This window comes from Ensifer sp. Root1252, from assembly GCF_001425885.1.
In the GTDB taxonomy this organism is placed as follows: domain Bacteria; phylum Pseudomonadota; class Alphaproteobacteria; order Rhizobiales; family Rhizobiaceae; genus Ensifer; species Ensifer canadensis.
Map to the genome: position 1 here is coordinate 42204 of NZ_LMDT01000056.1, position 16748 is coordinate 58951.

At 59.0% G+C, this 16748-nt stretch carries 10 protein-coding genes and 1 pseudogene; 7 read left to right on the top strand and 4 right to left on the bottom strand.

Going from position 1 to position 16748, the window contains the following annotated elements; all coding sequences use genetic code 11:
- Positions 1-29: 29 nt before the first annotated feature.
- Both ASD02_RS32215 and ASD02_RS32220 read left to right on the top strand, forming a co-directional pair.
- Complete coding sequence (locus ASD02_RS32215) at positions 30-1151, top strand: HPP family protein (protein ID WP_057221619.1); 1122 nt, start codon at positions 30-32, stop codon at positions 1149-1151.
- 532 nt (positions 1152-1683) lie between these two features.
- Complete coding sequence (locus tag ASD02_RS32220) at positions 1684-1872, top strand: hypothetical protein (RefSeq protein WP_057221620.1); 189 nt, start codon at positions 1684-1686, stop codon at positions 1870-1872.
- A gap of 355 nt (positions 1873-2227) precedes the next feature.
- On the opposite strand, the gene ASD02_RS32225 is transcribed toward ASD02_RS32220, so the two are convergent.
- Entirely contained in the window at positions 2228-3613 is a 1386-nt protein-coding gene (locus ASD02_RS32225; protein WP_156408514.1) for an alpha/beta hydrolase, read from the bottom strand.
- Between the two features lie 90 nt (positions 3614-3703).
- Complete coding sequence (locus tag ASD02_RS32230) at positions 3704-6004, bottom strand: mechanosensitive ion channel family protein (RefSeq protein ID WP_057221622.1); 2301 nt, start codon at positions 6002-6004, stop codon at positions 3704-3706.
- A gap of 414 nt (positions 6005-6418) precedes the next feature.
- Between ASD02_RS32230 and ASD02_RS32235 the strand changes: the two genes are divergently transcribed.
- Positions 6419-6826 (top strand): cupin domain-containing protein, encoded by a 408-nt coding sequence (locus tag ASD02_RS32235; protein ID WP_057221623.1) that lies wholly within the window; start codon positions 6419-6421, stop codon positions 6824-6826.
- Positions 6827-6894: 68 nt separating this feature from the next.
- On the opposite strand, the gene ASD02_RS32240 is transcribed toward ASD02_RS32235, so the two are convergent.
- Positions 6895-10494 (bottom strand): PAS domain-containing protein, encoded by a 3600-nt coding sequence (locus tag ASD02_RS32240; protein WP_057221624.1) that lies wholly within the window; start codon positions 10492-10494, stop codon positions 6895-6897.
- Positions 10495-11113: 619 nt separating this feature from the next.
- Between ASD02_RS32240 and ASD02_RS32245 the strand changes: the two genes are divergently transcribed.
- From ASD02_RS32245 to ASD02_RS32255, 4 genes and pseudogenes are all read left to right on the top strand, one after another.
- The gene (locus ASD02_RS32245) at positions 11114-14140 is read left to right on the top strand and encodes a PAS domain-containing protein (protein WP_057221625.1); all 3027 of its coding nucleotides are present in this window, start codon (positions 11114-11116) and stop codon (positions 14138-14140) included.
- Positions 14137-14769 (top strand): annotated as a pseudogene (locus tag ASD02_RS40165) (response regulator); the annotation flags it as partial. The gene ASD02_RS32245 and the pseudogene ASD02_RS40165, both read left to right, overlap by 4 nt.
- Positions 14746-15168, top strand: coding sequence for a response regulator (locus tag ASD02_RS40170; RefSeq protein WP_337797722.1), 423 nt, complete (start codon positions 14746-14748; stop codon positions 15166-15168). The pseudogene ASD02_RS40165 and the gene ASD02_RS40170, both read left to right, overlap by 24 nt.
- Complete coding sequence (locus ASD02_RS32255) at positions 15158-15862, top strand: response regulator transcription factor (RefSeq protein ID WP_057221626.1); 705 nt, start codon at positions 15158-15160, stop codon at positions 15860-15862. Before ASD02_RS40170 ends, ASD02_RS32255 begins: the two co-directional genes overlap by 11 nt.
- Positions 15863-16524: 662 nt before the next feature.
- Here ASD02_RS32255 and ASD02_RS39325 read toward each other — a convergent pair.
- A complete protein-coding gene (locus ASD02_RS39325; protein WP_200951729.1) occupies positions 16525-16689 on the bottom strand; it encodes a hypothetical protein in 165 nt (54 codons plus the stop codon).
- Between the last annotated feature and the right edge of the window lie 59 nt (positions 16690-16748).

A 16748-nucleotide genomic window follows, 5' to 3' on the forward strand; every position in this document is an offset into this window, starting at 1 on the left:
CACATGCACTACCAAAAACGGAAACTTCCATGGACGCTCCACCCAACATCGTGCCTCCTTCAAAGCCGCCCCGCCGTTTCTTTGTGCCAATTCTCGCCGGGGCGACACTGCGCGAGCGCCTTGTTGGCTGCCTCGGGGCGCTCGTTGGTATTCTGTTGACCGGCATGATCAGCGGCAGCGTCTTAGGCGGCGGTGCCAGTCTTCCTCTGATCGTGGCGCCCATGGGCGCATCCGCCGTTCTCCTGTTCGCCGTGCCGGCCAGCCCGCTTGCTCAACCCTGGTCGATTATCGGGGGCAATACGATCTCGGCCTTTATCGGCGTCCTGTCGGCGATGCTGGTGCCCGATCCGCTGATCGCGACGGGTGTCGGCGTCGCGCTCGCGATCGCTATGATGTCGTTTGCCCGCTGCCTCCATCCGCCAGGCGGTGCAGCGGCCCTGACCGCGGTGCTTGGTGGGCCGGTCGTTGCAAGTTGGAGGCTTTTGTTCCCGCTGGTGCCCGTCGCGCTGAACTCCTGCCTGCTGGTCGGGCTTGGCGTGCTGTTCCACAAAGTGGCGAGACGCAACTATCCACATGTTCCGGTGCCCGTTGCAAACGCGCATCAGACGGTTGATCCGCCTTCGGATCGGCGAGTTGGTTTCACGGGCGCAGACGTCGACGCTGCACTCGAAGCGCTGGAGGAAACATTCGATATCACCCGGGACGATCTCGAACGGTTGTTGAGGCAGGTCGAATTGCAGGCTGCGATCCGCGCGACGCCGAATATTCTGTGCAGGGATATCATGTCGCGCGACGTCATGAGCGTCCGGGACAGTGACGACAGCGCGTTGGCGCGCTCGCTCTTGCTCAAGCACAATGTTCGCGTCCTGCCAGTCAGGGACATCGACAACCGGCTCGTCGGCACCGTTGGGCTCAGGGAGCTTTCAGACCCTGACGTCCTGCTGTCGGACCATCTCGCTGTTCCCGTAACGGCCGGCCCCGATGATCGGGCGATGAGCCTGCTGCCCGCCTTGACCAGTGGCACAATTCACGCCGTCATCATCGTTGACAATCATCGTCGTGTTCTGGGGCTGATTTCGCAAACCGACCTGCTTGCAGCCGCAGCAAAGGCAATCCCCAACCGCGAAATTGCGGGCCGAGTGGCAGTGTAACGCCATTGCCGACGGCAAGTCTCTCTCCTCTATTTTTCAGGTCATGCAGTTATACGGCAAACCAGCCGTGGACCCAGCCTGCAGGTTTCATTAAATTCGAAGCACATTGGTGAGCGGAAGTGCGGATCCGAGCAAATCAAGAAAACATGGCTGCCTGCCGGCCGGCGGAGACGCCCGTCCTTGAAGCATTTCTTCCCAAGCGTTCTGCATGCGAGGCACCAGTCACGCCATGGTCAGGATTCAGGAAAAGGATCTTCGTTCTTGAGATCGCTGAGCAGCTCTATCAGGCGCGGCGCCATATCACATCTCTTTTACATTTTCAACGAGCCGCAAGCGGTGCAGGACCGGTTAGCGCGGATGATGAAGGCAAGCGAAAAGGCGGCAGGCATACGACCAGATAGAGATAATCAAACGCGAAATCCCTGACTTCGAACTTTGTACAAAGACAGGGTGTGTCATCATCCGTGACGCGGACGAGACGCTGGCCGAGCTTGTAGCGGCCCACCGCGAAGTTGACGCGGTTCTACCGACCATGGAAACGGCGGTCGAGAGCGTCGTCCACACCTGGGGCAACACCTTCTCGCTGGTGTCACTCGTCTCGGCCGTTCTTGGTATCGGCTTTGGCCCCGAATGGACGCTTGATCTTCCCAACGGCAATTTCGAACTGAGAAAGGTGAGGGGGGCGACTTCAGGATCGGGCTTGGGTCGCCTGGTCCAATAATGAACCGACTGCCGCCAGACCGACATTATCGATATAGCACGAGCTCTGGACAGAGCGGGAAGGGATAGGCGAGGTGGCGAAAACCTCGTTGTCTGGGGTCCCTCAATCAAACGGATCGGCTTGACCGGGCTTCCCGGATCCCCGCCGTTGCAATGCTGATCCTCCGAGACGAGGCTTTTATCCGGTCAAATCGCGCGCGAACGGGCTCTGGCTGCCGCCGCTCGATCCGCTCATTTCCGGCCTGGGCTGTCAGCGATGGCCCGTCGTTCTACTCCGTTCAAAAGAAGAGATTCGTTAGTCGGCGCCCCGCACGACGCTGCCCTACCGCAGATCGCTTCGAAGTTCGGAAAAGCGATCATCGCAAGGCCTGCTGGACATCAGTTACTCGCCAGAAAGGGCGTTTGATCTCGACGATTTGCCGACGTGGATCGCCAGCCTTCACTCTATCGCGGATGAGCGCAACGAAGTCCGCCTTAACAGCCGGATCAGACAAGAAATAACTATGGCCAATCAACCCGCCGCCCGAAAACTCGATGAAATCGACCAAACCGCCCATCTGCGACCCCGCCCACCTGGTCGCCGCCTCGCTCCTGTCCTTGGGCAGCCTATCAACAGCGAGCTGCCCCAGCCGCAAGGCGCTGCCAAAGAGTAGTGTTGATGCCCCCAACGCTTTGTCACCGGGAGACGAATAGACCGTGAGATGCAGAGGGCCCTGAGGCGGGATCTCGCTTGGCCTTGATATGCTGCCGAAGGCGAGGTCTGGATCCGATACCCACGCGAACATCTTGGAGGAAGCCACGTCGAGATCGATATCGGGAGCGAAAAATACCACATTCGCGATTTTGAAACGCTGCCATATTGAGGATCGGCCAACATAAGCCTCAATGCCGAGTTGCTGGATCACGCTGGCGAGGACATCGGTTCCGCGGCTATGGGCCATGAGGTGAAGTCGCTCGACACCCTGTGTTTCTGCGATGATCCGGATGGCTTTCTTGAGGTCCGCGACTGAAAATTCGCTCGACTCGCGGTCGATATTGTAACCGAAAAATAAGCCGCCGGAGCCTCCCGCGGGCCACGTCAGGACAACGCAAACAAACTGATTCTGCAGCGACCTGCAAATCTCGCCAGTCGCGAGCGCGGCGTCGTCGAAACTGTTACCGTATCCGTGAATAAAGACCACGACTTCTTTACGATCGGCTGTTGCGAGACGACGAGCGACTTCAGCCTGCAGGGATGCGGCGGCCTGGTCGTGGGCCGCTAGTGCCGCCGGAGGGCGGCGTAGCCCGTTTGCGGTCGCCTCGACGCCGTAGGGTGTCGCCGGAAACCGTCCGGTCTCGGAAAACGCGCTGGCACGTAACCGCTTTTTGCTGCTGAGAGAGCTACGTGTCGGGGTGATCGACACCGAGCCAAAGCTCAAGAAACTGGCCCTTTCGGCACCATAAGCCAGTGCACTTTCCGAAGCGGCTACACGTGCGCGATCGGTAACGTAGAGGAGGTCGAAGGTTTCGGAACTTGCGTGAATGGTCTGAGGGCTTTGCGAGGTGGGAGACACAGTTTTGGGCAGCGTTGCAAGCTCCACGCGCTGCGTTGCACAACCAGCGAGGCAGAAAAGGAAGACGAACACTGCCATGGCCCGCCAAAAAATCAACCCGAGCTGTTCGGAAGAGCTGGTGAACTTGCGGCCAAGCCCACGGTCAGCAACGCGATAGCAGTTTGCCAAATGTTTTCCCCTTCGATTCATTTTACGGTGTCTGCGTAATCCGCTCCGGCGCGCTTAGGTAATCGTGGCTTCGTGAACTGCGGCGACCAGGTCGGCACGGCGACACATGCCTCACACGGCCGCCTCGATTTCTACCGGCTTACTGGCCAGCGTCATGTTTGCCGCCGCAACCTCCGCTTCACCAATACTGGCGCCACCAGACCGAACGGTGACAGCGTTCGAGGCAAGGTCGAGGCCGGCTTCGCGCAATGCAGGAAGAAGGCGTTTCATCGCCTCACGCTGGAGTATGCTTGGGTTGCCGGGCCGCGCGGTGAACTTGAGGCGGACGACGAGAGAGTTTTCGGTCACGTCCTGGATACCCTGCATCTTCAAGGGCACGAGGAACTCGCCGCCGGTTTCCGGGTCTTCGAGCATGGCCAGTCCGACCTTCTTGATGGTCTTGCGGATCTTTTCGGGATCGGCGTCGCGCTCGAATTTGAGTTCGAACTTCACCGTACTCCAGTCGCGGCTGTAGTTGGTCACCGCTTGAAGCTGGCCATAGGGGACGGTGTGTACTTGACCGTTCTGGTGGCGGAGCCTCAGGGAACGGAGCGAGATCCGCTCGACCGTGCCCTTGAGCTTGCCGCTTTCGACATATTCGCCGACGCGGAAGGCGTCGTCGGCGATGAAGAAAATGCCGGAGACGACATCCTTTACCAGCGTTTGTGAACCGAAGGAAAGGGCTAGACCGAGCACGCCGAAGCCTGCGAGCAGCGGCGCGATATTTATGCCGAGGGCGGAGAGAATGACGAGGCTGGTGACGGCCAAGATGCCACCGAAAATGAGGTTGCGGATGAGCGGCAGGATCGTCGCGAGCCGGCTTCGCTGGTGGGCATCCGTGTTGTCCTCCTGGTCGCCGGGTATCGCGACGCGGACGGAAGGTGAGAAAGCCTCGAAACTCTTCCACAGGAAGCTGCAGATTACCCAGGCAGCCACGATTGCAAGACTGATGCGCTCGAGGACGGCGATCCAGCCGACGGCGCCAGATGTCTCGTGCCCGTCCATTACCGGCCGCCACAGGCCGATGATGGCATGCAGGCCGATCAGCCAGATAGCGCCGGCAAGCGCCGTCTGCACGCTGCCCGAGATCGCCGCATGAAGCGGCGAGGAGGTCAGCGTGCGGCGGCGCGCGGCGGCGGCTCCGGCTAACGAATGGATCCCGAAGGCCAGGATCGGTAGGGCGAGCAGGATGATCTGTGTGGCGCCGCCGGCAAAGCTCCAGGCGGCGCTGTGGGGACTGCCGGCGACGATGGCGGTCATTAGCCACAGTACCATTGCGCTCAGCGCATAGAATTCCGGCACACCGAAGGCGATGGCGCGGCGCAAATGTCCGGGATTCGAGCCGGCAAACAGCGTGCGGATATCGCGGGCGCCGGCGATGAACCAGTAGAGCTTCACGAATGTCAGCGCCGTGACGCCGATCAGCAAGCAGCCGTCGATGGCGACCGGGCCTAGTGCGCGCTGGTCGGCAAAGCGCACGCTGGCGCTGACGACGGCGACGATCGCGCCATAAGCTGACAGCATGTTGGCGTGAAAGCGGGGATGGGCGATATCGAGCAGACGGATTGCAGGGCGTGTCGGCGCGAAGAGGAAATGGGCGCCCGCAATGTAGGCCGCCGATATCAGCGCGATGGTGACGACAGCGTGAGCCAATTCAGCCGAAGCGGTCCCCCGCCCTAGGAAGACCCTGATGACGCCGTGTGCGACGGTTGCAAGGAGCGCGAGATAGGCGATATCGAAGCAGAGTCTGATCATCGAGGCCCGCACACGGTGCAGCCCGTCGACAACCTCAACCGATGCACCGAAAAGCCGGTTCATGAGGAGGCGGCTGGCCAGTGCTGCGGCGACGCCAGCCGTGATGGCGCAGAGGGCAGTTGTGGCAACAGAAATCACCGACCATCCCTCGGCATGGATCCCCGCCACGACGTCTGCCATCGCCCCCGCGATACCGCAGATGCCGGCAAAACCGATTTGCAGCCCATTGAGAAGGTGATCGGAAACGCTGTCGAACGATTCCACTGGATCCGCGGCTTGAAAAGCTGGCAGCGTCCTGGCCGCTATCTCATTTTCATCCGTGTCGGCGGAAGTTGCAATGTGGGGCGTTGTCTCGCTCGTTCCAGTGCCGGGTATTGTCGCATTGCCGGAGCCTGCATTTTCATTTGACTCGTCGCGCCATTCGACCGTCACCGACCCGCCGACCTTTAAGGCGGCGCCCAGCGTTTGTTCGATCTCGATGGCACTCTGATCAGGTGTGAGAATGACGGTGATCGAGGACGGTGGCATCTGGGCGAGCGTCAAATGGGCACTGCCAAGGGCGAAGAGGAGCGCGAGGCTTGCCAGCAACCAACAGCGGCTGAGCGGGCTATCTGACATGAAAATCTAACCCTCGAAAGCCAACTGAACGGACGCAGTTTCGGAAGAGGCGCCGCGCGCTTTTTCCGAATTGTCTCGAGCCGCGCTGCGCCAGTCTGACGTAAGCTGACACAACGTGTTAAAATTCCAATTGTCTGTTGGTATAGGGCGACGCGGCGTGCGTGGCGTCGAGTTTGAGGTCTGGCATTGTCGCGCCGGCAACAAAGGCGATGCGGCTCATGCCAGCTGCCGAAACCATTGATGCTGCCCAATCCCGGCTGGTCGAGCAACAACGTGCAATGTTTGATTACGCCCGGCCGCAGGGGCGGACATGTATGTATAACACCACCAACCTACGTATAGCTCCTCCTTTCGCAGCGCCGGGCATACGATCGCACCCGAGATTAATCGAATATGAAGCAAGAGGAGATATTCATGCGAAGGTTGGCGACTGGCTTGATGTTTGCGGCGCTGATTACACCTGCAGCAGCCTCGGACCAGCCCTATAATGCCAAGGTCTCAGTGGTGTTCGACCAAGCACTTCCCAACGTGCCAGGAAAAAGCATGCGCGGTGTTCTGGTCGAATATGGCCCTGGTGGTCACAACCCTTCACACACGCATCCCAGGAGCGCCTTTATCTATGCCACGGTAATCGAAGGCAACATCAAGAGCCAGATCAACGACGGCGAAATCAAGGTATACAAGACTGGCGAAAACTGGGTCGAAGTTCCCGGCGACCATCACCGCGTGAGCGCGAATGCCAGCGATAGCGAGCCAGCAAAGATCCTGGCTGTCTTCGTTCTTGATACTGCCGAAACGGAGCTCGTAACACCGGCAAAGTAGGCCGTTAACGGCCGGGGCCGAGGTGCAGCTCCTCGAGACCGGCGATATAACTCCATGTAAGTCTCGCCTCAAGCGACTGTTATTGGCTCAGTCGGCAATGTGAAGAAAAAGGTGGTGCCCTGCGGCTCGTTTTTCTCCGCCCAAAGCCGCCCACCGTGTGATTCGACTATCGAACGGCAGATCGCAAGCCCCATGCCCATGCCGTCGTCCTTCGTTGTAAAGAATGGCTCGAAGATCCTGTCCGGGAACTCCACGCCTGTGCCCAGATCGCTCACCGCGATCTGTACCGCGTTGTCCATCGGATACACGCTTAGACCTAGAACCCTGGGCGCATCCGAGGATGTCATGGCTTCGATGCCATTTCTCATCAGATTGACCAGCACCTGCTGGACCTGAACGCGATCCATAGGAACAAACGGAAGTTCGTTCGCAACGTTCACCTCGATCCGGACACGACGTCGTGCAGCCTCGTCGGCCATCAGGCTCTGGGCCTCCGCGATGACCTCGTGGGGGGTGGCGCTCGCTTCGGTCTCCAGGGATCGCTTGAACAATGCGCGGATACGGCTCACAACATCAGCCGCAGCGTTTGCATCGCGCGTAATGCGTCCGATCGTCTTTTGCGCTCGCTCAAGATTTGGAGGGTCGGCTGTGAGCCAGCGTTGACATGCGTGCGAGTTTGCCACGATCGCTGCCAGCGGCTGGTTCACCTCATGGGCGATCGAAGCGGAAAGTTCGGCAAGGCTTGCCGCCTGAAATGCTCGCGCCAGGCCCTCTCGCGTCAAACGCAATTCCTCTTGCGTCCTGACCTCGCTATCGATGTCCAGGCAAATAACATTCCATTGAATAATCGAAGAGTCGGTGTCTCGCATGGGTGCAGCTCGGGTTTCCACCCAGCGGTACTCACCATCCGAACGCCGCAGACGATGCTTCTGCGCATAAGGGGTGCCGGTTTCCAATGCGCGCTCATGGTTCTCGCGGACGAGGGGCATATCCTCACGATGGACAGCGGCACTGAGCGTTGCGGACGGCCGCGGCTCTCCCGATCCGACCGGCGCTTCAAGTTTGTATCCTAGGAAATCGCAAAGCTGCTCACTTCGATAGACCGGATGGCCGTCTGGCCCCGTGCATTCGACCATTGCGGGCAAGGTTTCAATAAGTTGGCGCAGCGAGCGCTCCCTCTCGCGCAGGACCTGTTCGACGCGAAGTTGATCGTCGATGTCGTGACAAATGCCGAACCATTGCAGGATGCGCCCGCCGGTGTCCCGCAGAGGCGCTCCGCGACCAGACATCCAGCGATACAGGCCGTCGGCGCGGCGCATGCGATAGTTCACGGAGAAGCTCTCGCCAGTGGCAAGTGCCTTGTTCAGTGATGCTTCAAGCGCTGTCATGTCATCCGGGTGGATCGCAGACACAAGAGCAGCGGCCAATGCTTTGCGCCGCCCATCTCCAACATCATGGCCCAGGAATTCAATCAAGCTCTTGTTGAAGAAGACCGGCTCCCCTTCTGGGGTCAACCGCCAGAGCGGGCTGGGTACCATATCCACCAGTTGCGAAAGCTCTCGCTCCCGATCGTACAACCTTTGCTGCGCGCGCACTTCATCATCGACGTCGATGGCGACCGCATACCACTGCATTATCGTCCCGCGCTCATCACGCAACGGCTCGGCGCGCCCGTCCATCCAGCGATACTCACCGTCGGCGCGAAGCATACGATATCGATTCGAGAAGGGTTCGCCCGTCGACAAGCCGCGTGTGGCGTTCTCCCTCACCAGGGAAACATCGTCGGGATGGACGACAGCTTGGATCATGGCGGTCACGCGCCTCATCCCCAACTTGTCCGCATGCGCAACGTCTAGCCCGAGGAAGTCTACCAACCGCTTGTTAAAGAACGTCAACGCTCCGTCTGAAGCCTGACGTGCGATGAAAGCCGGCACCATGTCCACAAGCAGCAATAGCTCGCGTTCCCGTTCGCGCAACGCGTCTTGGGCACGCATTTGATCGTCAATGTCATGACAAATGCCGTACCATTGGACGATAAGCCCGGACTGATCCCGACGCGGTTCGGCGCGGCTGGACATCCAGCGGTAAACGCCGTCCGCCCGGCGCAGACGGTATCGCATGGCAAAGACTTCCCCGGTGGCGAGCGCGCGGGAAAGCAAATCGTTGAACGGAACCGCGTCTTCCGGATGAACGGATGCCTCCACCAAGGCGGCTAACCTTGTCATACCCGGTTTGACCGTATCTGAAACATTCAAGCCAAGGAAGTCGATCATGCGTTTGTTGAAGAATGCTGGTTCGCCCGAAGGGGTCAGACGCCAAACGTGGCTTGGAACCATATTGACAAGCTGGGAGAGCTCCTCCTCTCGTTCACTCAGGGCCTCCTGCGCCCTCACCATGTCTTCAATGTCAACAGACACGCCATACCACTGAATGATCGTGCCGGATTCGTCGCGCAATGGTTCGGCGCGCGCCTCAACCCATCTGTGGGGTCCGTCCGCTCGGCATTGGCGATACCTACCCACAAAGGACGCGCCCGTCTCGAACGAGCGCTTAAGTGCCTCATCTGTTGATTGCCGGTCGTCTGGATGAATGTCTGTCAGAGACCTTGACCCGTCGGGCGCGATCACCTGCTTGAGAGTCATGCCTGTGATGTCCGTGGCCTGTTTGTTGAGGTAGCTGGGTATGCCTTCTGGAGTTGTGCACCATATGAGCGCTGGAACTGCATCGATCAATTGCTGAAGGCGGCGCTCGCTTTCGCGCACAGTCAGCAACGCCAGTTGATATTGTCGCGAGATGGCGGCGACAATCAGCGCTGAAAACGCTGATATCGCCAGGAAAAGCTGCAGCATTACCTGCCTTTGCCTTTGGGACTCGCCGACAAACTGACTGTCACCAGATATTGTAAGTGCCATCGTCATTAAGCCGAGGAGTGTCAGCGCGACTGCGGCTCCCCGGAACTCGAAACGCGCTGAGGCCCAAAGAAGCAATGGCAGGATGATGTAGGGAGACGGAAGATAGTTATCACTCAGGGAGAGAGCGGCGACTCCCAAAAAAATCAGACCGAGCACTCCGGCTTCTGCCAACTGCGCGGCAGATAGTTTGGACTTGCTGCGCCAGTATTGGACCAAAACCAATACAAGTGGCGCAACGAGCAGGATGCCGGTAGCATCTCCAATCCAAAATAGCGGCCACACGCCTGTGAAAGTCTGCGCTTTTACACCGAACCAAGCAAGTGTCGCACTTCCCACCGTCGCACTTATGAGCGGCGCAGTTCCCGCCCCAAAAACGACGAATGCAAGGACCTGCTGCAAGGTCTCCAACTTGACCGGCTTGCCGGTCGCCCGGCTGACGAGAGCAGCGCCGGCAATAGCGCACAGGGCATTGCCCACGTAGATCAAAAAGCCGGCAGGCAGCGGACTGTGAAACCACACGATCTGCGCGAACATCTCAGCCAGGCAGCCCCCCAATATCCACCAGGGCCAACTGTATGGAGATGTTAGGATCAGGGTAGCGACGAAGACCCCGCCAGGAGGCCAAATCGAAACAGTTATGCCAGGCACGATCGCCAGCACATTTGCGAATCCGCATCCCAACACATAGGCTGCGAAAAATAGCGCGAGATACTTGAACCGCGGGCGGTGCAGCCCGACCCCACGCCATCGGCGCATTGCTGGAAAATCGCGCCGGGCCGATTCTCTTTCAACTGGCGGCACAACGACTGCTTCCCCACTTGATCCTGGTTCGGATCCATCTCGGTGTTGCGTTTGTGTACGCGCTGCTTCTGAATTGGTTTTGCTAACTGGGCGAAACGTTGATTTCATTGGCTTCTCCAACCGGACAGAGAAAGCCTGGGCTTTATTAGCCACCGCTCTACCCCTCATGCCAAAGTTTCAATCTATCGAAATCTACGCTCAGAGGCAGCAAAAACCACTAGCCTAGCTTGGTCGGCCGTCGATATTTGTGGGCGACAAACGGCGCCTTGGCTCGGTATCGCTTGTGAGTCCAGAACGATGATCAACGTGAGGTAGAGCGCGAAGGCACCCTGGACGCAGACACCTAAGGGAGGTCACCTCGTTGTCCGGCGGCTCCCACCCCGTCGCAACGATCCAGACCAAGCTATCCTGAAGTACAGGTTAGATTGCACCACCCGGTTGTCATAGATTTCCATAGGGTGCACAGGAGGCGCAGCGGGAATAGGATAAGTGACGAGTTCACCCGGTCCTGATCTCAAGACAAGTGCTATGCAGAGCGCTGACAAAGGCTTTCCTCGTCCGGCAGGAGAAGGCAATGACGAAGGCGTTCAACCAACCTGGCAAAATCGCGCCCGATGTATTGCAAGCTGTGCGGTTCATCGAGAGCGTGGTCGGCAACGCTTGGGCCGCCGATGCGTCCGGCAAGATCATTTACGTGAGCGCTGCGGTTCTGTCGCACCTGGCGATTACGCTCGAAGAGTTCAGTTCGCCGGCAGATGGTGGCTTGCTTGGTTGGAGGCGCATGATTCACCCGGACGATTACGGGCTCGTTACTGCTCAATGGAGCAGGTGCCTTGAAACGGGTGAGCATTTCAACGTCGAGCATCGCTTATTGCGTGAAAGTGGTGCTTACGGATGGAGCAGGAGTTCGGCCCAGCCCTTGCGCGATGGTCAAGGCCGTGTGCTCGGTTGGTACGGCACGTTCATTGTTGGAGATACCTCCGTTGCCAGCGAGCGGTTTGGCGATGTCGCAACCGCGGCTTTGGAGAGGAAGGTCACGCAAGAACAGCCGCATTCGTTGAGCCGTATTCATCCAGCCGACCGGACGACGGCCGCTCATGCGGCCGCCCGCGCCTTCTGGACGGGCGTTCCCCAGGTCACCAGGCACCGCCAACTCCAGACAAACGGCAAGTATCGATGGACGGAGACCCGCGCAGAGCCAGGATACAGTGTCAGCATCGACATCGACGATCTGGTAACGGAAAGAGAGCCGCATATAGCGGCGGTTTCCGACCTGTCGGCGGTGGATGATATCGAGCCGATGCGGTCGGCCAGGGCCGTCGAGAGCATATTCGGCAACGGGTGGGCATTCGATGCCGCCGGACGTTGGATCTACCTGCATCCTTTCGCCCAAAGCTCGCTGGGTGTGACGCCGGAGCAGCTGAACACCTCGCTGGATCAGGGCGATACCGCCTGGAAGCAACTGTTACATCCCGATGACTATGATCACGTCGCGGCGAGATGGCGTCGTTGTCTGGAAACTGGCGACGACTTCAATGTCGAGTTTCGCTTTCGTCGTGTCAGTGGAAGCTATGTCTGGGCCAGAACCGCCGCACGGCCCGCGCGCGACAAACAGGGCCGTGTCGTCGGGTGGTTCGGCATAGCGCTCGACATCGATGTCTACAAGAAAACCGTTGAGGCGTTGCGCGGCCGGGAGCGCGAGCTTTCGCAGCTTGTTGACATGGTACCGGTGCAGATCAGGCGTCTTACACCCGAGGGCGAACCGACCTTCTTCAACAAGCGCCTGCTCGATTTCTTTGGCTGGACCGATCTTGCGCAGCTGGAAAGGCAAGGCGAGAGCCGATTGGCCCGCGCGATGGAAAAGCTCGTTCACCCTGACGATGCCGTGCGCCTTCTGAAAGCCGTCCGCCATTCAGTGGTAACAGGTGAGCCTTATTCCATGAAGTATCGCTTGCGCCGAGCCGATGGCGCCTATCGTTGGGTCGACGGCCGCGCAGAGCCCCTGGTCGATCCAAATGGAGCGATCGCGCATTGGTACGCGATCTCGATCGACATCGATGACGAGATGCGAGCGCAGGAGGCCCTTCGCGATCGGGAGCGAGAACTTTCGCAACTGGTCGATATGGTCCCAAGCCTGCTTTGGCGATTGAACCGACAAGGCGAACCGACCTTTTTCAACAAACGCATGATGGCTTTTCTTGGTTTGAATGCCGCGGATACACGGCAGCCAGACATAGACCGGCTGGCAACAACTCTGAAGGCAGCGGTCCACCCCGACGATGCGACCGGCCTCGAGGAAGCGCTTAAATTATCTGTCGCAACCGGCGGGAACTTCACCAAGAAGTTTCGCCTGCGCCGGGCGGACGGCGTCTACCGTTGGGTCGAGAGCAACGCTGAACCGCTACGCGATGAGAATGGAGATATCCTGCAATGGTACGGCCTGTCGCATGACATCGACGATCAGTTGCGGATCGAGGAGGCGCTACGTGAACGGGAGCGGTCGCTGTGGCAGCTGGTGGAAACCCTTCCGGCGATGATCGACTGCGCCATGCCGAATGGTGAACCAGTCTATCGCAGCCAGCAGCTCCGAGAGTTTCTCGGATACAACCTGGAGGAATTGGACGGCGTTGGAAAGTCCCGATTGAACGGTACGCTTGATGCCGGAGTGCACCCCGATGACGTTGCCGGCGTGAAGGAGAAATATGCGCATTCTCTTGCAACCGGCGAGCCCTACGCGCGCAAGCATCGCCTGCGGCGCTATGATGGTGAATACCGATGGGTTGAAACAAGAGCCGCCGCGATGCGGGACTCGGAGGACAGGATCATTCAGTGGAACGTCATTTGCCTGGACATTCATGGCGAGGTTCAGGTGCAGGAAGAGTTGCGGCTAGCGCAAGAACGGCTCTCTCGCGCTGCCCAGGCGGCAAGCCTTGCCGAACTGTCGGCGTCGATCGCGCATGAGGTCAATCAGCCGCTGGCCGCAATCGTTGCCAATTCCAACGCTTGCCATCGCTGGTTATCGGCCAAGCCTGCGAATCTGGAGCGGGCCAAGATCACCGCCGAGCGCATCATCCGTGACGCAAACTCCGCCGCGGACGTCGTCAGTCGGATCCGCGCACTGTTCAAACATCCCGTCGAAGCGAGGAGCAATACCAACCTGGCAAGCGTAATTGGTGAAGCAATCAATCTCATTGCAGAGGACGCATTACGACGTCGTGTTCGCGTCGACGTTGATATCGCGCTCGACCTTCCACAGATCGCTCTGGATCGGGTGCATATTCAGCAGGTTCTGGTGAACCTTATCCGCAACGGAATGGACGCGATGGACGAAGTTGCGACCGATCGGGTGGTGAAGGTGCGCACACGTCGCGTCGCGGGGATGATTCAAACCGAAGTCAGCGACCACGGCACGGGCGTCGAGTATCCGGAACGGATCTTTGAAGCCTTCTTTACCACGAAAGTGAACGGAATGGGCATGGGCCTGGCAATTTGTCGTTCGATCATCGAGTCGCACGGAGGGCGGTTGTGGGCGCAGAACAACGAGTCTGAGGGTGCCACGTTTGCGTTTACGCTGCCGATCAAAGTGGATGCTTCGGTATGATGAGAGACGAGCATATTGTGTTCATTGTCGATGACGACAGCCGAATTCGTGAGGCGCTCTGCGAGCTCCTGGCCTCGCACGGCATTCGCGCGATGGCGTTCGGATCCGCCGGGGACTATGTCAACTTTGAAAAGCCGGATGCACCCGCTTGTCTGATCCTCGATATCGAACTGCCCGACATCAACGGTCTCGACCTCCAAAGTGAGATTGCTGAAGGGGAGCATCCACCGATTGTGTTCATAACCGGCCACGGTGATATCCGATCCTCCGTGCGCGCGATAAAGGACGGCGCGGTAGACTTCCTGACCAAGCCATTTACCGACGCGGATCTGATGAACGCCATAAACGCGGCAATTGCACTGGATAAGGAAAAGAGGGCAGTGCGCGCCGAGTCAGGGAAATTGAAGCGTCGCTATCTTGACCTGACGCCGCGCGAACGCGAGGTTCTACCTCTGGTGGTGAGCGGTCTTCTCAACAAGCAGGCGGCCGCCGCGCTCGGCATCAGTGAAGTGACGCTGCAGATTCACCGACGCAATGTGATGCAGAAGATGGAGGCGGCCTCGCTTGCCGACCTCGTGCGTATTGCAGAACGCCTGGAAATACCGATCACGCACTCTCGCAGGGTGGGGAAGCCTAGAATGACCAAGCATCGGCGGGTGGTGGCAATTGTCGATGATGATCTGAGACTACTGGAGTCGCTGGAGGATCTTTTGGAGTCCGCTGGCTATCTGGCTCGCAGCTTCTCATCGGCAGGCTCGTTTCTTGCCAGCGGTCTGGCTGGCGTGGATGCAGTTATCACGGATATTGGCATGCCCGGTATGGACGGGTTTGAACTACGAGATTTCGTGAGGAAAGTGCGTCCCGATCTGCCCGTCTTCCTAATAACCGGACGTCACGAGCTTGCCGAACAGCATAGCGGCCAGGACATTGGTGGTTGCTTCCGAAAACCGTTCGACGCGCAGGTTCTGCTTGCTACGCTCGCCAACGCCCTGCGTGATCCAGAAATGGAGGGTAATGATGAAATCTGACCAGTCACTACAGCGAAAGGCAGGTTCGTGGCACCGGAGTGACGGCGAACAGCCGCTCGTCATCATTGTCGATGATGACGCCTCTGTCCGTGAGGCACTGTCCGAGTTGATTGCATCAGCGGGGTTCCAATCAGCCTGCTTCGCCTCGACCCGAGAATTGCTCGCTTCCGACACGCTGCATAGCCCCGGCTGCCTGATCCTGGATGTTCGCATGCCGGGAGCGAGCGGTCTCGATTTGCAGCGTCACCTGACGCAAAGTGGAAACCCGAAACCGGTGATTTTCCTCTCGGGACACGGGGATATTCCGATGACCGTGCAGGCGATGAAGGCTGGCGCCGTCGATTTCCTGATAAAGCCGGTACGAGACCAGACACTGCTGGATGCAATCACGACCGCGATCGACCTGGATGCGGCGCGGCGGATGGAGACGATGCTCGTCAAACGCAACATGGAGCGGCACGAGACACTGACGCCACGAGAGCGCGAGGTCTTGCAGGAGGTGGCGCATGGACGGCTTAACAAGCAGATCGCTTTTGACCTCGGCATCAGCGAAGTGACGGTGAAGCTTCATCGGGGCAACGTCATGCGCAAGATGGAAGTCGCATCCCTGAGTGAACTTATCCGCGCCTGGGATAGCCTTCCTGGATCGATGCGCGATGCAGGGCTAACCAAGAGAGCGACTGAAGCATTTTGAAACGTTCTCGTCCGACGCCGGCAGCCGGAGCCAAGCCTGCGAACGGCGTTCCGTCTGGTTGAATACGAGAGTGGCGGTCACCGTCCTCATAGCAATGCTGCTCCGGTGAAAGCGCTTTGTCCCGCGCATTCAACGGGCCTCCCGTTCGAGGCGATGGTGTCTTGGCAGTGCATGCATGTCTCAAATTGGCTTTGCGTCATGCCACAACAAGGCGTGACCGATCAGTGATCTGGAAATGATCGGGCCGCTTGGCAGACGGCTGTCCGGTCACTCTGCGTATCCAATCTTTGGAAATAAGGTAACTGTACCTGCGTCTACAGGGACACTTCCCCGGAGCCACGATCAAGGAGAAGTAGTCAGCATCGTCAAGCGTGAAACGTCGGTATAGGTTTCATTCCTGGACGACCGCCAGCATAATCAAGGTGCACTCGGCTTCGGAAACATCTCAAGCGTGTTGCCGGACGAGGCCTGCGGCGGCGTTCCCCTCCGCGCCGCAAAGCGGACGTTGTCCGCCAGAAGGCCGTCCCAGCCGCCCCTTGCGGACGGCCTTCTCCCCCATTCTGCGTGCCGGCGGCGTCGCTCCGATTACAAAGGGCGACCTGTCAAACTGCGTCGATTGCGAATTCGCTCGTCATCGCGAGATCAACGAGTTCGAAAGCTAGTCAGCGAGTCCTCTCTAACAGCGCGCTCCATGGCTCTATGCCGGGCAGAGGTACGTCGAGGATCGTCAGAGTCGTCACTTCCTCGCGATACTGAGCCGCGTAGGCGTATGCGACCATGCCGTGGCCGGCCAGATTGATGGGCGGGCCGAGTTTGAGCACTTTCACGAGCTTCTCGATATCCGCAGCGATCGCCGCTTTCTCATAGCCCGCCGGAGGCTTTGCGG

Excerpts from the sequence above, each read along its gene's own strand:
- ASD02_RS32245 (WP_057221625.1), top strand. The coding sequence starts at position 11,114 with ATGACGAAGGCGTTCAACCAACCTGGCAAAATCGCGCCCGATGTATTG.
- ASD02_RS32255 (WP_057221626.1), top strand. The coding sequence starts at position 15,158 with ATGAAATCTGACCAGTCACTACAGCGAAAGGCAGGTTCGTGGCACCGG.
- ASD02_RS32230 (WP_057221622.1), bottom strand. The coding sequence starts at position 6,004 with ATGTCAGATAGCCCGCTCAGCCGCTGTTGGTTGCTGGCAAGCCTCGCG.
- ASD02_RS32225 (WP_156408514.1), bottom strand. The coding sequence starts at position 3,613 with ATGAATCGAAGGGGAAAACATTTGGCAAACTGCTATCGCGTTGCTGAC.
- ASD02_RS32235 (WP_057221623.1), top strand. The coding sequence starts at position 6,419 with ATGCGAAGGTTGGCGACTGGCTTGATGTTTGCGGCGCTGATTACACCT.
- ASD02_RS32240 (WP_057221624.1), bottom strand. The coding sequence starts at position 10,494 with ATGCGCCGATGGCGTGGGGTCGGGCTGCACCGCCCGCGGTTCAAGTAT.
- ASD02_RS32220 (WP_057221620.1), top strand. The coding sequence starts at position 1,684 with ATGGAAACGGCGGTCGAGAGCGTCGTCCACACCTGGGGCAACACCTTC.
- ASD02_RS32215 (WP_057221619.1), top strand. The coding sequence starts at position 30 with ATGGACGCTCCACCCAACATCGTGCCTCCTTCAAAGCCGCCCCGCCGT.